The 15,555-nt window shown below is 37.6% G+C and carries 12 protein-coding genes; 3 read left to right on the forward strand and 9 right to left on the reverse strand.

Features of this window, described 5'->3' with window-relative positions; genetic code table 11:
• Positions 1 to 39: 39 nt before the first annotated feature.
• From E6X37_RS03960 to E6X37_RS03995, 8 genes are all read right to left on the reverse strand, one after another.
• On the reverse strand, positions 40 to 801 hold the full coding sequence (locus tag E6X37_RS03960; protein ID WP_101928144.1) for an ECF transporter S component: 762 nt from the start codon (positions 799 to 801) through the stop codon (positions 40 to 42).
• Between the two features lie 49 nt (positions 802 to 850).
• Complete coding sequence (locus E6X37_RS03965; protein WP_101928143.1) at positions 851 to 1,693, reverse strand: hypothetical protein; 843 nt, start codon at positions 1,691 to 1,693, stop codon at positions 851 to 853.
• Complete coding sequence (locus E6X37_RS03970) at positions 1,686 to 2,090, reverse strand: hypothetical protein (protein WP_008600576.1); 405 nt, start codon at positions 2,088 to 2,090, stop codon at positions 1,686 to 1,688. The genes E6X37_RS03965 and E6X37_RS03970 overlap by 8 nt, the downstream gene beginning before the upstream one ends.
• A 116-nt stretch (positions 2,091 to 2,206) precedes the next feature.
• Entirely contained in the window at positions 2,207 to 4,345 is a 2,139-nt protein-coding gene (locus E6X37_RS03975; protein ID WP_024061222.1) for a heavy metal translocating P-type ATPase, read from the reverse strand.
• 16 nt (positions 4,346 to 4,361) lie between these two features.
• A complete protein-coding gene (locus E6X37_RS03980; protein WP_004697111.1) occupies positions 4,362 to 4,622 on the reverse strand; it encodes a DUF6110 family protein in 261 nt (86 codons plus the stop codon).
• A 104-nt stretch (positions 4,623 to 4,726) separates the two neighbouring features.
• The gene (locus tag E6X37_RS03985) at positions 4,727 to 4,933 is read right to left on the reverse strand and encodes a FeoB-associated Cys-rich membrane protein (RefSeq protein ID WP_004697259.1); all 207 of its coding nucleotides are present in this window, start codon (positions 4,931 to 4,933) and stop codon (positions 4,727 to 4,729) included.
• A 231-nt stretch (positions 4,934 to 5,164) separates the two neighbouring features.
• The gene (gene feoB, locus E6X37_RS03990) at positions 5,165 to 7,537 is read right to left on the reverse strand and encodes a ferrous iron transport protein B (protein ID WP_005387093.1); all 2,373 of its coding nucleotides are present in this window, start codon (positions 7,535 to 7,537) and stop codon (positions 5,165 to 5,167) included.
• A gap of 9 nt (positions 7,538 to 7,546) precedes the next feature.
• On the reverse strand, positions 7,547 to 7,780 hold the full coding sequence (locus tag E6X37_RS03995) for a FeoA family protein (protein WP_004697076.1): 234 nt from the start codon (positions 7,778 to 7,780) through the stop codon (positions 7,547 to 7,549).
• Positions 7,781 to 8,319: 539 nt separating this feature from the next.
• Here E6X37_RS03995 and E6X37_RS04000 point away from each other — a divergent pair.
• Positions 8,320 to 9,618 carry a DEAD/DEAH box helicase gene (locus E6X37_RS04000; protein WP_024061223.1) on the forward strand — a complete coding sequence of 433 codons (1,299 nt, stop codon included), beginning with the start codon at positions 8,320 to 8,322 and terminating at the stop codon, positions 9,616 to 9,618.
• 122 nt (positions 9,619 to 9,740) lie between these two features.
• Here the strand turns inward: E6X37_RS04000 and E6X37_RS04005 are convergent, their stop codons facing one another.
• Positions 9,741 to 12,062, reverse strand: a complete 2,322-nt coding sequence (locus E6X37_RS04005; RefSeq protein WP_316689531.1) for a DNA topoisomerase 3 — start codon at positions 12,060 to 12,062, stop codon at positions 9,741 to 9,743.
• Positions 12,063 to 12,242: 180 nt separating this feature from the next.
• On the opposite strand from E6X37_RS04005, the gene E6X37_RS04010 reads away from it, so the two are divergent.
• Positions 12,243 to 13,838 carry a peptide chain release factor 3 gene (locus E6X37_RS04010; protein WP_316689533.1) on the forward strand — a complete coding sequence of 532 codons (1,596 nt, stop codon included), beginning with the start codon at positions 12,243 to 12,245 and terminating at the stop codon, positions 13,836 to 13,838.
• 445 nt (positions 13,839 to 14,283) lie between these two features.
• Positions 14,284 to 15,531 carry a sodium/glutamate symporter gene (locus E6X37_RS04015; RefSeq protein WP_105086586.1) on the forward strand — a complete coding sequence of 416 codons (1,248 nt, stop codon included), beginning with the start codon at positions 14,284 to 14,286 and terminating at the stop codon, positions 15,529 to 15,531.
• Positions 15,532 to 15,555: the final 24 nt, after the last annotated feature.

The following is a 15,555-nucleotide window of genomic DNA, read 5'->3' on the forward strand; positions in this document are numbered from 1 at the left end:
AAAATACTATTTCGTTATATTTTCGTCTACAACTTCAGCTTATTTGGTTTCTACCACTTCAGTTTCTCCTAATTGATGGTCTGTAACTTTTGTGTCTCGCATAGCTTCACCTTTAGTTTTCTTAGGAGCATCCTTACGCAATACTTTTCGTAAAGCCATTGCCACCGGTGTTACAATTACAGCAGCAAAAACTGCTTCTGGAATACCATGTGTAACAGACAAGAATACAATAGAGCCTAATACTTGATCTGGACTAAGATTCATTTTAAGAGCAAACATATCTGCATAGAGTAAGAAGATTAATCCCATAACCATGATCGTATGAAATACAGTCCCCATAAAAGCAGAAACAATAATACGCGGACCTTGCGGTGCTTTCCACAATAATAGATATACCAAATATGCTAATACTGGGAAAAGTATACGCGGTAATACGGAAATGATTGGATTAATAAATAGTGGGGATAAAATATTAGGAGCTGTAATATTTTGCCACAAACTATAGCAACCAAAGATAAAGCCAACAAAGGCCCCCACTTTTGGTCCTTCTACAATAGCACCAATTAGAGTTGGTACATGTAAAGTTGTTACATTTAGCGGCCCTAATGGAATAATACCATAACCAGAAAGCCCTAATGCAATAGTGATACCTGCTAGTAGACCAATAATTGTCAATTCTCGAATCGTAATGCCACTTTTTTTCTCTTTCTTGGCCTCTTTACGTTCAACTTGCTTCAGTTTTTCATTGTCGTGGATTGATACAGTTGAGTTATCATCCAATGGACGTTCAATGTTGTTCATAGATCCTCCTTCGCTCTCATTCCTTACGGATATAAGTCGAAACTAGAAATTAAATACGTTCACGGCGTCGTGAAATAATACCACGCTCTACCAATGCACCTATAATCACTGCTCCACCTGTCATACCAGCTTCTAATAAAGTTGGAGTTACAAACACTAGTGGATTACCTTGGTACGTTGGAAAAACGGTGGGAACTAAAGATAATATAAATTCTGGAATATAACCACCATACAAGATATGGGCGTTCATAGCAAGCCATATGCCTGCAGTAATAATGATACGCAACAAACGTACACCCTTATATGCTAAATCTCTTGGATACAAATAGAATACAAAGACCAATAAAGAAACTAATAATAATACAAGTTCAGCAAATAATATATTTACATTCATGGATGATGCATACATAAAATATACCATCGGATCTTGTAAATCTATATATAAGATTGAAGCAATATACAAGAACGGAATCGGTATAGTATAGGCAATTATATCTAACGCTTCATCAATCATTCCCCATCGATGAGTACGATTGAAATACTTTGTGGCTAACAAACCACATAGCTCAATAAGAACTTGAACGATAAAATATACTACAAATAAAAGTAGTACTTTTGCTAATCCATTATCTACATTAAAGCTAAATGGTGTATGAAGAAACGAAAATACCGTCCACCAAGCCCAACTATAAGCATGATAGCCCATGCTTAGCGGTAAATCATCGTTAAACTTGGCATTCTTTAGTCGTCGCACCATAATTGGTATGACTAGCGACAAAACGGGGAACACTAAAATGGGTATTGATAGTGCCCCACTTAATGAAAGTACTGTCGTAATAGCACTTACAAAAAGTGAACAAATTAACGTAAATAACCAAAAACTTTTATTCATTACGGTCTCCCACCAATCGAGTTAAGCCATAAGCTATAATCAAGCTAAATGTGACACTAAAATACATAGCTAATAAAAAGGCTATATCACGACCTACTGTTGGCCATCCCCACAACATGGATAAATCAATACCTAAGAAAATTCCTTTATAGCTGATACCGTGAACGACAACCCAGCTCACTACATAAGCGATACGACTTATAGATTTACCCTCACCAAAGGTACTGCTTTTAAATGATAAATAGGCCCAAGGCATACACAAGGATAACAACAAATACCATACTAGTGCTACTGTCGCACTCGATCCATTATGAATCATATATGCAATAATGGGAATTACCACAATAAATAGATTCAAATAGAAGGAGCGTCTGCAAATATCTATCAAAATGTTCATATAAATCTCCTACGATATGTAATCTCCTTGTATTTTACAATAATCATAGATAAATGTCATCAAAAAAGAAAAACCTCCATATAGGTAAATCAATACCTATATGGAGGTTCCTTTGATTAAGCTACTACAGAATCAGCTGTTACATCAATTGTAGGAACAGTTTCCTTTGGTTCTTCTTTTTTCAACAATGGTGTCATGCTTTCAAGCCCGATCCCCAATGTGAATAGATTATGCAACCAAGCAGTTTGACTTGGTGGCATAAAGCCAAGTACACCGCCACCAACAAGAGCACCATTGAAACCAACGATACCATTGTAATTTGCTTTGATACGTTTCATCAATGCAATAGAAATGCGGCGCAAATCTACAAGAGCTTGTAGATTATCGGAAGAAATAGTAACATTCGCAATCTTTTGAGCAATTGGAGCGCCTTCATTCATAGCGATACCAACATGAGCCTCAGAAATTGCTGGGGAGTCATTGATACCGTCCCCTACCATCATAACAGTATAGCCTTCAGCTTTGGCTTGTTTTACATAACTTGCCTTATCTTCTGGCAATACTTCTGCATGCACTTCATCAATACCAAGTTCATCAGCTACGCGTTGTGCATTACGCTTAGAGTCACCAGTCATCATGACAACCTTTTTAATGCCTAATGCATGCAAATCAGCTATAACTTGTTTTGCCTCTTCACGTACAGGGTCTTTAATGCAAATAACCGCTGCTAATGTACCACCAATAGCGAGGTAAATATGTGAAGATGTATTTGGTAAATTATTGAATTTTTCTTGTTCATCAGCAGGAATCTTTGTTTTTTCATCATCAAAGATATAATGAGCACTACCAATGCGTACACGATAGCGACCAACCTTAGATGCAATACCATGAGCCACAACGTATTCTACGTCAGAGTGCATTTCCTTATGAGGTAATGCATGATCCTTAGCAGCACGTACAATTGCTTTTGCCATGGAATGAGGGAAATGCTCCTCAATACATGCAGCTAATTTCAACATTTCATCTGCATCATGACCGTTAAATGGAATAATTTGTTCAAACTCAGGTTCAGCTTTAGTAAGAGTGCCTGTTTTATCGAACACAATCATATCTGCTTGTGCAATTTGTTCTAGGAACTTACCACCTTTAACAGTGATACCGCGTTTAGATGCTTCTTGCATAGCGGAAAGTACTGCTAATGGAATGGATAATTTAAGAGCACAAGAGAAGTCAACCATTACGAAAGACAATGCTTTCATCACATTACGAGTCAACAAGTATGTTAAACCAGCACCAATAAAGCTTATTGGAACTAATTTATCAGCCATGCGGTATGCTTGTTGTTCCATACCGGATTTCATTTGTTCAGACTCTTCAATGAGGTTAACGATTTTTTCGTAACGAGATGTTTTGGATGTGCTACGTACTTCTACAATAGCTTTACCGTCTTCAACAACAGTACCTGCATATACAGAACTGTCTTGATCGCGACGAACCGCTTCTGGTTCACCAGTCATGGAGCTTTCATTAACAAGAACAACACCATCGATAACGACGCCATCCAATGGAATCACTTCGCCTTGACGAATGATAATTTGATCGCCTGCTACAACTTCGTTAACGGGCTTGCTCACTTCGATATCGTCAACTAATACCCATACTTTATCTACGTTCAAGGACATGCTTTGAGCAAGATTCAATACGGATTTACGGTGAGTCCATTCTTCCAAAATATCCCCAATACCCAATAGGTACATAACAGCACTAGCTGTTGGGTAGTCTTTTTGAAGTAAAGCAGCACCAATAGCTACACCATCAAGTACTTCGACAGTTAACTTACGTTGCCACAATGTTTTAATAGCCTTACCAATAAATTTAATACCGTCAAACCAAGCCCATGCAGCCGCAATCGGTGCAGGAAGCACTGCTTTTTTACCTAAGTAAAGTGCAGTACGGTTGATCATCATTTCACGGTATTTTTTATTTACCAAGCGAGGAGAATATTCGTTCAAAGCAGGAGCTTCAGACAAATCTAAATCGCGTAGACCTAGCACTGCATCACGCACAGCATCAATATCGCCAGTATGTTTAATGGCGATTTGACTGCTACGAGTGTAGAAGGTTACATCTACAATTGCATCATTAAGGAATAATGTATCCTCTACATAAGCTGCTTCAGCCTCTGTAAAGTGATGACCAGTTACCTTAACATGCAAGCGATTTCTGAGTTTTTTTACTACAGAAAATTGTAACATATGTGCAATCCTCTAATTATTTGTTTTCTTCAAAGATTTCTTCGTTGCGTGCTTCGTTGATTTCTTGAGCTTCTGCCAATACATCAGATGCGGATGCTTGTACTTTTTCAGCTGTTTCTAATACAGTTTCTTTAGCGCGAAGGCCAGCTGCTACGATACCAGCATATACTTTTTTAGCGTCTTTGGAAGTTAAAACTTTAAGACCTACAGTACCCAATGCAAGACCTGCTGCGAATAAGTTAGCGTTTTTAAGATTTTTTTGATCGATGTTGAACATGATAATATTCCTTTCTACTAAATATGATAAAAAATTTAATTACTATATTTGAAAAGAGGAGCCATTATAGAGACCCCTCATTCAAATTCAGAATTCGTATTAGCTTACTTAGCAGTACGTTTAATGCCTAGTGCTTTATTGGAACCATCACAGCTGCAGTTACCACCGCAACCAGAAGATTTTTTAGAGCCAGACTTGGAGCTACCGCCACCACAGCCACAGCCACCTTTACCAGACATTTGTTTGTAAAATTTATTACCGATATAAGCTAATGCTAATACAACTATGAGTCCTATAACAAGATTATCCATTATTATGCCTCTTTCTCAATATCTACTAAATTATAATATGTGTATTAGTGATAAACAAGATAAAAGCAATATCTAAAGGATATTTCCCTTTTCTCATTATCATTTAACCACGAATATTGATAATTATCAAGTATTATTTTTAAATTACTTATAACAAAATCGCAATTTTTAAATTCATTTTTGTTTAAAGAATCTAAAGGTGGCTAAACTCTCCTATTTAGCGACTCTAGATTAGAAACCTAATGCGCGACCAATGTTATAGAAGATGAAACATGCAATCCATGCAAATGTATTTTCATAGCAGAACATGAATGCAACCCATTTCCAAGAACCTGTTTCACGTTTGATAACAGCTAATGTTGCCAAACAAGGTGGGTAAATTAATACGAACAACATCATTGTTAATGCAATCAATGGTGAGAAGTTTGGATCATTTTGTAAGTAATCAGTCAATGGAGCTGGATTTTTATCATCACCACCTACTGCATATACTGTACCCAATGTAGAAATTACTACCTCTTTAGCCGCTAAACCAGCTACGAGAGATAAGCCCATTTTCCAGTCGAAGCCCAATGGTTCAAGTACTGGGTTGATTGCTTTACCAAAGGATGCTGCATAGGATTGTTCAATTTTTTCAGCAGCTTGTTCTTTATCAAGTTTGTCATTTTCAGCATCTAAGTTAGCACTGTTTTTATACATTGCCCATGCTGCTGGGAACAAGTCTTTATTTTCATCTTTAATATCATTGAATAATTCAGGTGCTTCAGAATCATCCTCTACTGCTACTTCAGGTTCATCTTCTCCTGCTTGCTTAGCAGCATCAGTAGCATCTTGTACAGTAGATTTCATATCTTCAACAATTTTATCAACTGCATCTTTTTGGTCATCTGTAGCAATACCGAATTGAGATAATGTAGCTGCATCTTTTACTTCATACTCTTGAGCAACTTGTTCTTTCACTGCATCATAATCTTTGGAGTATTCTACATCCATTGGATATGCAGTGATGAACCAAATCAAGATGGAAGCAGCCATAATGAAAGTACCGGCTTTAATGATGTACAATTTAGCACGTTCATACATGTGCATCCATGTAGCTTTCAATGTAGGCAAATGATATGGAGGTAATTCCATTACAAATGGTTCTGCTTCACCAGCAAATAAGAACTTACGGAAAATTTTTGCAAAGATAATACCGAAGATGATACCCAAGAAGTATACAGAGAATACAACTAAAGTACTATCCCAACCATTTGGGAAGAACGCATTTGCAAATAAGATATACACTGGCAAACGTGCAGAACAACTCATGAATGGTGTAATCAAAATCGTAACCATTCGATCCTTGTAGTTGTCGAGGATACGGGCACCCATTACGGATGGTACGGAACAACCGAAACCCAATAATAAAGGAATAAAGGATTTACCATGTAAGCCACATGCGCGCATTACACGGTCAATAACGAAGGCTGCACGAGCCATATAACCTGTATCTTCCAAGAAAGAAATGCCAAGGAAGAGTAATAAAATTAATGGTAAGAATGAAAGTACCGCACCTACGCCGGCAATAATACCATCAGATACGAGTGACTGTAATTGGCCCTCTGGAATAGTCTGAACCGCATAAGCTTGTAATGCAGCGAAACCATCCTCGATCCAACCTTGAGGAATACCACCAACGAAGTTAACGAACGCAAACAATAAGTACATAACAACCATGAAGATTGGTAAGCCCCAAATTCGATGCGTTAAGATTTTGTCATAACGGTCAGAGCGTGTTTCCAATTGAGTTGGCGCTTGTGTTAAACATGTATTATATACTTCTACTGCAAAGCGGTGACGATATTCTTGGAAGACAATATCAAGATCAACTTGATCCTTAATTTCTTCACGAATAGCTTCAGCCTTTTGAATAACAGCTTCCGTATTATCAAAGCGCATAACTTTGCCAATAACGTCAGCATCTTTTTCTAACAACTTAACAGCAATCCAACGAAGTGGATATGTAACAGTGCCCGCTTGTTTTAGCAATTCTACAAGCTCACTAATTTTACCTTCTAACAAATCACCATAGTTAATTGTTACACCAGGAGCTTTTTGAGAAGCAGCTACACTAATTATTGCTTCTAACAAGTCTTTTGTACCAATGTTTGTACGACCTACTGTGCTAACAATTGTAGCCCCTGTCATTTCTGCCATTTTTTTTAGGTCGTATTTGATGCCCATTTCTTCAGCAACGTCAGCCATGTTTAGAGCAATAACCATTGGCTTTTCAAGTTCCAATAATTGTGCAGCTAAATATAAGTTACGTTCCAAGTTAGATGCATCAAGAACATTAACAATAACATCTGGGTTATCATTTACGATAACATTACGCGCTACTAACTCATCCAAGGAACGTGCAGTTAAGCTATATGTACCTGGTAAGTCAATAAACAATAACTCATGGCCATCAAAGTTCGTATGGCCTTCCTTTTTTTCTACTGTAACGCCGGCATAGTTACCAACGTGTTGCTTCGCCCCTGTGATATTGTTAAACATTGTAGTTTTACCACAGTTAGGGTTACCTGCTAAGGCAATGCGAATTTGCCCATTTTCTGCCATGTGAACCTCCTATTGAACCTCTACATCAATCATGCCAGCTTCGCTTGTACGAAGTGCTAATTCAAAGTTTTTTACTTTGATTTCCACCGGATCCCCCAAAGGGGCAAACTTCATAACATGGATTTTTGTACCATTTACAAGACCCATGTCAATTAGACGATGCTTAACATTACCACTGCCATGTAGTGCAACAATAAGACCAGACTCACCTGGTTTCATGTCTTTTAACTTTTTGATAGCCATACGACACCTCCTAATTATTGTACCTAACAACCTCATATTAAACACACCAAATAATAATGCGTATTAATATCTTAAATTATTATATCAAATCAAGCATTAATTTCAACAATTATTATCATTTTTATGGTTTATTTTTATCTCATATCTATATTTTATTATCATATTTAATATGAGATTATTTATATGATTATCTAATAAAATACTGAATACTAGCTGAAATTTAATATTTCATGGCTATATATTTAGATACAGTAATCAATAAACACTACAAAGATTATCATTTACAAATGCTAACACATTCTCAATTAACAGTTTATAAATAGTTTAAATGTAGTTATTTTAATGTTTTCATTTCTCATTTCACTTAATTATATCAATATTTTTCTATATATTATCAAAAAAATATATTCGAAAGTACTATAATATTTTTTTGAGTCTAGAATATATTAAGACTATAAATCTTCCAAGTTCAATTCATTTGCCCCTAGTATGTGCATACTGTATAATTAATATAATATGTATTATAGAAAGGACAATCCATGAAATCTTTTAAATCTTTAGGTGTTTGTGATGAGCTCATCATAGCCCTACAAAAACAAGGTATCAAGGAGCCCACGCCAATTCAAGAACAATCCATTCCTGTCGTCTTTAAAGGGAATGATGTCATAGCAAAAGCTCAAACAGGCACGGGGAAGACACTAGCCTTCTTACTGCCAATTTTACAACGTGTACATACTGATGTTCATCAAGAACAAGTGCTTATCATTGCACCTACACGGGAACTAATTAAACAAATTTCCGACGAAGCGAAGGAACTAGGTTCTATTTTAAATGTAGATATCCTCCCTCTCATCGGTGGTAAAACTATTGAAGCCCAACTACAGCAACTGGGACGTCGTCCTCAAGTTATTCTAGGTACACCTGGTCGATTATTAGATCACGCAAAACGCGGTTCCCTACATTTAGATTGTATTCGCCGTGTTGTACTAGACGAAGCAGACCAAATGTTGCATATGGGTTTCTTACCAGATATTGAAAATCTCATTAGCCAAACAGACGCTAATAGGCAACTGTTGCTATTCTCTGCAACAATTCCAGATAAAATCCGAAATCTCGCAAAGGCATACATGTCTAAACCTATTTCTGTAACAGCAGAAGGCAAACATATCACGCTCGAATCAATTGATCAACGAGTGTATATGATGAATCCTGAAGAAAAAACACAACGTCTCATCAAAATGATTGAAGATGACAATCCATTCTTAGCAATTGTATTCTGTAATAAACGGGAAGGTGCCATTCGTTTATCCTACGAGTTAACCGCAGCAGGGCTTAATATTGCAGAAATGCACGGTGACTTGACACAAGGTCGTCGCACACAAATTCTACGAGACTTTGCAAAAGCGAAAACACAAATCTTAGTAGCTACCGATATTGCGGCTCGCGGTATCGACATTGAAGGTATCACACATGTATATAATTACGACGTACCTCGCGATGTAGATTACTATATCCATCGAATTGGACGTACAGGTCGTGCTGGTAACTCAGGTATTGCTGTAACATTTGCAACTCCACAGGATGAGGCTTGGTTAAGACGTATTGAACGAGCTATTCAAGCTACGCTTACCAAATATACAAAAGATGGTCAGATTAAGACTAAGGGCAACGCCAGTACTGCGCCAAAACGCACAAAATCAGCTAGTAAACCTAAGGTTACAAGCACTTACCAATCCACTAAGGCGAAAGCTCACAAAGCACGAGGCCACAAAGGCTCCAATACACGCCAACGCCGTGCTTCTACCTCCCAAACGGGGCGTCGTGGCAAACGCAGATAAAATTCGGCTTAATATCCTAAACTAAATGAAACAATTTTTCTTCTACAAGAACATTTTCAAAAAAGACGCGTACAGCTAAGCTGTACGCGTCTTTTTATTATTTACAATAAAAACAATCATTTCTAAGTAATGTTAGATTTGTTAACATAAATACTCGGTACCCCATCTACATCAGAACATTGGGTCTTACATTGAGATCGATTACTACAAATCCAGTTTGTTCGACCTCTCACCTCTTGTTTCACAAAATAACCTACGTTACATCTAGGGCATTTATATTGTTTATCTTCATCAGATACTTCAATATTACCTTCAACACTAGAAGTATCCCCTTCTACTGGCTGCGTATGTTTACACCTAGGATAATTCGTGCACCCTAAAAAGGCACCAAATTTACCATTCCGCTGTTGCAAACGTCCTTTTTTACATTTAGGACATACAGGTAAGGAAGACAAGTCTACGCTTTCACTATCCATAGGGCGCTTACGATTTTGACTCGTTATAGTTCGTACCACATTTGGCATCATTTGATCAGAGTTTACTACTTTATCAAAACCAAGTTTATCAATTAATAATTGTAAAAAATTAATTTGATCCGCTAAGAAGGAATCTAATGTATCCTCGCCTTCGCTCATAAGTGCTAAGCGTTCTTCCCAAACAGCTGTTTCATCAGGATAAAGCAGCTCTTCTGGCAGAGCATCTACTAAGAGATAGCCCGTTTCCGTTGGAGATAAGACTTGCTTCTTCCCTGACGTTTTCATAAAGCCTCGACTGATAAGCTCATCAATTATGTTTGCCCGCGTTGCTTCTGTACCAATACCAGATACAGCCTTTAATTGTTTTTTCAAATCTTCATTTTTTACGAATTTATGAATTTCCTTCATCGCTTGTAGTAATGTGGACGGCGTAAAACGGGATGGTGGCTTTGTTTGTTTAGCCTCTACAGATGAATCCGTATATAATACAGTATCATTCTTTTTAACCGCTGGTAAGTGGTCCGCTTCTTCAACAACCTCTTTTTTAGGATCTGATTCAGCTCCACGCTCATCGGTTAGATCAGGCGCGTCATTGTCCGTCGTAGATTTAGACTTTTGCCGCTTATAAAGCAACTTCCAACCTTCTTCGATAACTACACGGCCATTAGCAACAAAGTCTTCCTTGCATTGTTCTACTACAATTTTAGTTTGTTCATAAATATGCTCCCCATAAAATTGAGCAATATAAGCTTGACTGATGAGGAAGTAAATATTTCGTTCCTCATGGGACAAGCTATTTATATTACAAGCCACCGTTGTAGGAATAATAGCATGATGGGCAGTAATTTTCTTTTCATTCCAAGCACGGCTCTTAATAGAACAATCTGCATCGGCAGCCCACTGTGCTAATCTCTCATCACCTGCATTTTGTAGATTGTTGAGGATTGTATTGCGATCATCATATTGATTGGGTGGTAAATATTCACAATCAGAACGTGGATAGGTAGTTAATTTCTTTTCATATAATTTTTGCGCTGTATCAAGTACAGTCTGTGGATCATAAGAAAAGGCTTTACCTGCCAATACTTGTAAGGATGATAAGGATAAAGGCAATCGTTGTACATCTTTTTTCTTAGACTTTGTAACACCTTTAATAAAACCGTCTGGTCCAGCTTGTAAACGTTCTACTAATTCATCAGCAATAGCTTTATTAATGAGTCGTCCATCTGGGTCAAGCCCCTTTTGTTCGTCTGTAGGCTGCCAAGTCGCCCAAAACACCCCATTAGGATGGTTATATAATACCTTTACAGTAAAATAGTCTACTGGTTTAAATGCAGCTAACTCTCGTTCTCTACGTACAACAAGAGCTAATGTTGGCGTCTTTACACGACCAATTGGCAATGTTACCTTATTACCTTTATAACGTTCAGATAATGTATATGCCCGAGATAAATTCATCCCAATGAGCCAGTCTGCCCGTGCTCTTGCCAATGCAGATTGATATAGATTGTGAAAGTCCTTGTTATCTCTCAAATCATCAAGTGCAGAACGAATGGATTTTTCATCGAGGGCATTTAATAGAATACGCTGTACTGGTTTTGTATTACCTACATAGTACAAAACTTCGTCAACTAAGAGTTGCCCTTCCCGATCCGGGTCACCTGCGTTGACGATGATATCAGCTTTGTCGATAAGGTCTTTTACAATCTCAAACTGTTGACGACTGCTATCTGTGACAAGCAATTTCCACTCAGCTGGCACGATAGGCAAATCTTGAGGACGCCAACGGATATATTTATCATCGTAATCTCCGGGCTCAGCCTGATGCAGTACATGACCTACTACCCAGGTCACCACATCGTCACCCTGGATAAAATAGCCATTCCTCTTTTGGATATTCTTATTTTCTGGCAAGCATTTACTGATTTCGCGAGCCATGGATGGCTTTTCCGCAATAAATAACCGCATGGTCCCCCTCCTTAACCTAAAGATAACGGCTAAACCCCAAGCCGTTCTATGAAATCTCATTATACTACAATTTAGTGGTCATAACTAGAAAAATCATGTATAATTTTTACGATATATAGACTGTGAAAGTAGAACCTAAAGATTTATCTGCTTTTACAAACATATTAATAGAGGTGAATCATGACATTTTTAGAAGAAGTACAACGTCGTCGTACGTTTGCTATCATATCTCACCCGGATGCGGGTAAAACAACATTAACGGAAAAATTACTATTATATGGTGGTGCTATTCACTTAGCAGGCTCCGTAAAGTCTCGTAAAACTGCAAAACACGCCGTATCCGACTGGATGGAAATCGAGAAACAACGTGGTATCTCTGTAACGAGTTCCGTATTGCAATTTGACTACGATGGTTGTCGCGTAAACATCCTTGATACTCCTGGTCACCAAGACTTCTCTGAAGATACATACCGCACATTGATGGCTGCTGACAGTGCTGTCATGCTTATCGACGTAGCAAAAGGCGTAGAGGCCCAAACAAAGAAACTATTTGCCGTATCTAAAGAGCGCGGTATTCCTATCTTTACATTTGTAAACAAAATTGACCATTTCGGTCGTAGCCCATTCGATCTAATGGAAGAAATCGAAAATGTTCTCGGTATTCATACATGTCCTATGAACTGGCCTATCGGTATCAACGGCGAATACAAAGGCGTCTACGACAGAGAACACGAAACTATCGAGCTCTTTGCAAAAGACGAAACTCATGGTCAAGAAAAGTTAGCTTCCGAAAAAGGTTCATTAACAGATCCTCGTATGAAAGAGTTATTAGGTGACGATGTATACCAAGCATTACTCGACGATATTGAGTTGCTCGACGTTGCTGGCGATCCATTCGATTTTGATAAGGTTCGTGCTGGTGAATTAACACCTATGTTTTTCGGTTCTGCTATGACGAACTTCGGGGTAAAACCATTCTTAGAAAAATTCTTGGAACTAGCTCCATCCCCTGCTCCACGACAAGCGATAGAGGAAATAGTGCAACCTACTAGTGAAGACTTCTCTGCTCTAGTATTTAAAATCCAAGCTAATATGGACCCAAATCACCATGACCGCATCGTATTTATGCGTATTTGCTCTGGTAAATTCGAAAAAGGTATGTCCGTATTACATCGTCAATCTAATAAAACAATCCGCCTATCTCAGCCTCAACAATTTTTGGCTACGGAACGTACCATCGTAGAAGATGCATACCCTGGCGATATTATCGGTGTCTTTGATGCCGGTACTATGGGCGTAGGAGATACGCTTTGTGCACAAAAGCATAAAGTAACCTTTGGCGACTTCCCTGTCTTTCCTCCTGAGTTTTTTGCTCGTGTATCCCCGAAAGATACTATGAAACGTAAGCAATTCCAAAAGGGTATGACTCAATTGGCTCAAGAAGGGGCTGTTCAAATCTTTGAACAACCAGGTGCCCTTGATTCCTTCGTGGTCGGTGCCGTAGGTATGCTTCAATTTGAAGTTCTTGAGTACCGCCTCAAAAATGAATATGGTGTAGATTTATTAAATCATACATTGCCATATGGTGTAGCCCGTTGGATTGATGGCGAAGTTGATATTGCAGCCTTAAAAGGTATAGATAATGCGATGATTGTAAAAGATAATCGGGATCGCACCGTAGTTCTTATCTCTAACGAATGGCAAATGGGTTGGGTTCAAGAGCGTAATCCGGATGTAACATTCTTAACAACCCCTAAATTACACCATGAGCTATAACTTCTAATTAGCTTATTGCTAGGTATATATATTTTAGTTATATCTTAACATGCATTTATAGAACGAATTTATCGCATTTATAATTTAGAGCCTTACGAAATAACATAAAAATATTAAATTTTAAAACTGGAGTATATTTTATATAATTATAAATATAAAAAATATATTCCAGTTTATTTTTTTATAACAAGAAGGAAAATCACAGATTTAAGTCGAATACATATAGTATGATTATGTACATAAGTAATATATACTATTACTTTTCTATATTTATATGTATAATCATAAAAATAGCTTTATTAATATTATTGTTTTTTTTGTGTTATTATGAGTGTTTAAAGATAAAAATGTAAACTTTTTATACGTTATATATTCTATAGTATTTTTTGACCATTCATGATACCATAAAATTCAGATTTATTTTTTATTTTAAAGGAGTGATTTTATGCCACTTATTGACTTAGCCCTAGTCAACAATGTATGGACCTTAAAACTGTCCATGATTCAAACTGTAGGTCTTGCTGTAATTACCTTATTCATCGGTACTTGGATCAATAAGCATTCCAAGTTCTTACAACGTATGTGTATGCCTGCACCAGCCGTAGGCGCTCTTCCATTTGCATTTTTAACTGCTATTTTGTCTTATTATAAAATCTTAAACATTACCTTTGAAGGTTCCTTGCAAACATTTCTAATGCTTGCCTTCTTTACCACTATCGGTTTAATGGCATCCTTAAAAGTCCTCAAAAAAGGTGGTATCTTCATTATTTTCTTCTTCTTAGCATGTGCAGTGTGGATTGTAGTACAAAATACTGCAGGTATTATGATTGCTAAAGCATTAGGAATTGAGCCAATTATTGGCATCATGGCTGGTTCTGTATCTATGATTGGTGGCCTTGGTACAGCTGGTGCCTTCGGTCCATATTACGAACAATTACTTGGTATCCCTGGTACCGCTTCCGCAGCAGTTGCAGCTGCAACATTTGGCATGGTAGCTGGTACAATCCTCGGTGCGCCTGTAGGTGAACGCATTATTAAAATGCATAAAGTTAAAACACCTTATGAAAATCCTGAGTTAATGGAGGATGAAGGCATCGATATGATCGAAGATCACGTTGAAAGTGGTGGCAAACAGTTCAACTCTCAAGATCTTTTAACAATTTGTATGTGGATTGGCCTTGCATTAGGCATCGGTACCATCGTAAGTGCTGGATTATCTGTTCTTACTCCACTACCTGCATATATTGGTGCTATGATTTGTGCAGCAGTAATTCGTAACTTTGGTGATTTTACTAAAGCATACAAAATCAACGATGCAGCTCTTGATGCGGTATCTAATGTAGCATTATCTTTATTCGTAACAATGGCTATCAACAGCTTAAAGTTAGTTCAATTAATTGATCTTGCTTTACCACTTATTACAATCTTAGTTGTACAAATGGCACTTATCTGTGTATTTGCATACCTTATTTACTTTCTCTTTGGTCGCAACTACGATGCAGTTATGCTTGGTTCCGGAGCTATCGGTTTCGGTTTAGGTGCTACACCAAACGCATTAGTTAACATGTTATCCTTAGCAAGTAAACACGGCCCATCTCCTCGTGCTTGGCTCGTAGTTTCCTTAGTAGGTGCATTCTTAATTGACTTTGCAAATGCTTTCCTCATTACAACCATGGCTGGTATTCTTTACTAACTAAAAAGGACCCATTCGGGTCCT

Origin of the sequence: Veillonella parvula, from assembly GCF_032550495.1 — a bacterium.
GTDB classification, from domain to species: domain Bacteria; phylum Bacillota; class Negativicutes; order Veillonellales; family Veillonellaceae; genus Veillonella; species Veillonella parvula_G.

What these genes read in the sequence shown, in the direction of transcription:
- E6X37_RS04015 (WP_105086586.1), top strand. Translation starts at nt 14,284, where the DNA reads ATGCCACTTATTGACTTAGCCCTAGTCAACAATGTATGGACCTTAAAA.
- E6X37_RS04010 (WP_316689533.1), top strand. Translation starts at nt 12,243, where the DNA reads ATGACATTTTTAGAAGAAGTACAACGTCGTCGTACGTTTGCTATCATA.
- E6X37_RS03960 (WP_101928144.1), bottom strand. Translation starts at nt 801, where the DNA reads ATGAACAACATTGAACGTCCATTGGATGATAACTCAACTGTATCAATC.
- E6X37_RS03985 (WP_004697259.1), bottom strand. Translation starts at nt 4,933, where the DNA reads ATGGATAATCTTGTTATAGGACTCATAGTTGTATTAGCATTAGCTTAT.
- E6X37_RS03995 (WP_004697076.1), bottom strand. Translation starts at nt 7,780, where the DNA reads ATGGCTATCAAAAAGTTAAAAGACATGAAACCAGGTGAGTCTGGTCTT.
- E6X37_RS03975 (WP_024061222.1), bottom strand. Translation starts at nt 4,345, where the DNA reads ATGTTACAATTTTCTGTAGTAAAAAAACTCAGAAATCGCTTGCATGTT.
- E6X37_RS03980 (WP_004697111.1), bottom strand. Translation starts at nt 4,622, where the DNA reads ATGTTCAACATCGATCAAAAAAATCTTAAAAACGCTAACTTATTCGCA.
- E6X37_RS04005 (WP_316689531.1), bottom strand. Translation starts at nt 12,062, where the DNA reads ATGCGGTTATTTATTGCGGAAAAGCCATCCATGGCTCGCGAAATCAGT.
- E6X37_RS03965 (WP_101928143.1), bottom strand. Translation starts at nt 1,693, where the DNA reads ATGAATAAAAGTTTTTGGTTATTTACGTTAATTTGTTCACTTTTTGTA.
- E6X37_RS04000 (WP_024061223.1), top strand. Translation starts at nt 8,320, where the DNA reads ATGAAATCTTTTAAATCTTTAGGTGTTTGTGATGAGCTCATCATAGCC.
- feoB (WP_005387093.1), bottom strand. Translation starts at nt 7,537, where the DNA reads ATGGCAGAAAATGGGCAAATTCGCATTGCCTTAGCAGGTAACCCTAAC.
- E6X37_RS03970 (WP_008600576.1), bottom strand. Translation starts at nt 2,090, where the DNA reads ATGAACATTTTGATAGATATTTGCAGACGCTCCTTCTATTTGAATCTA.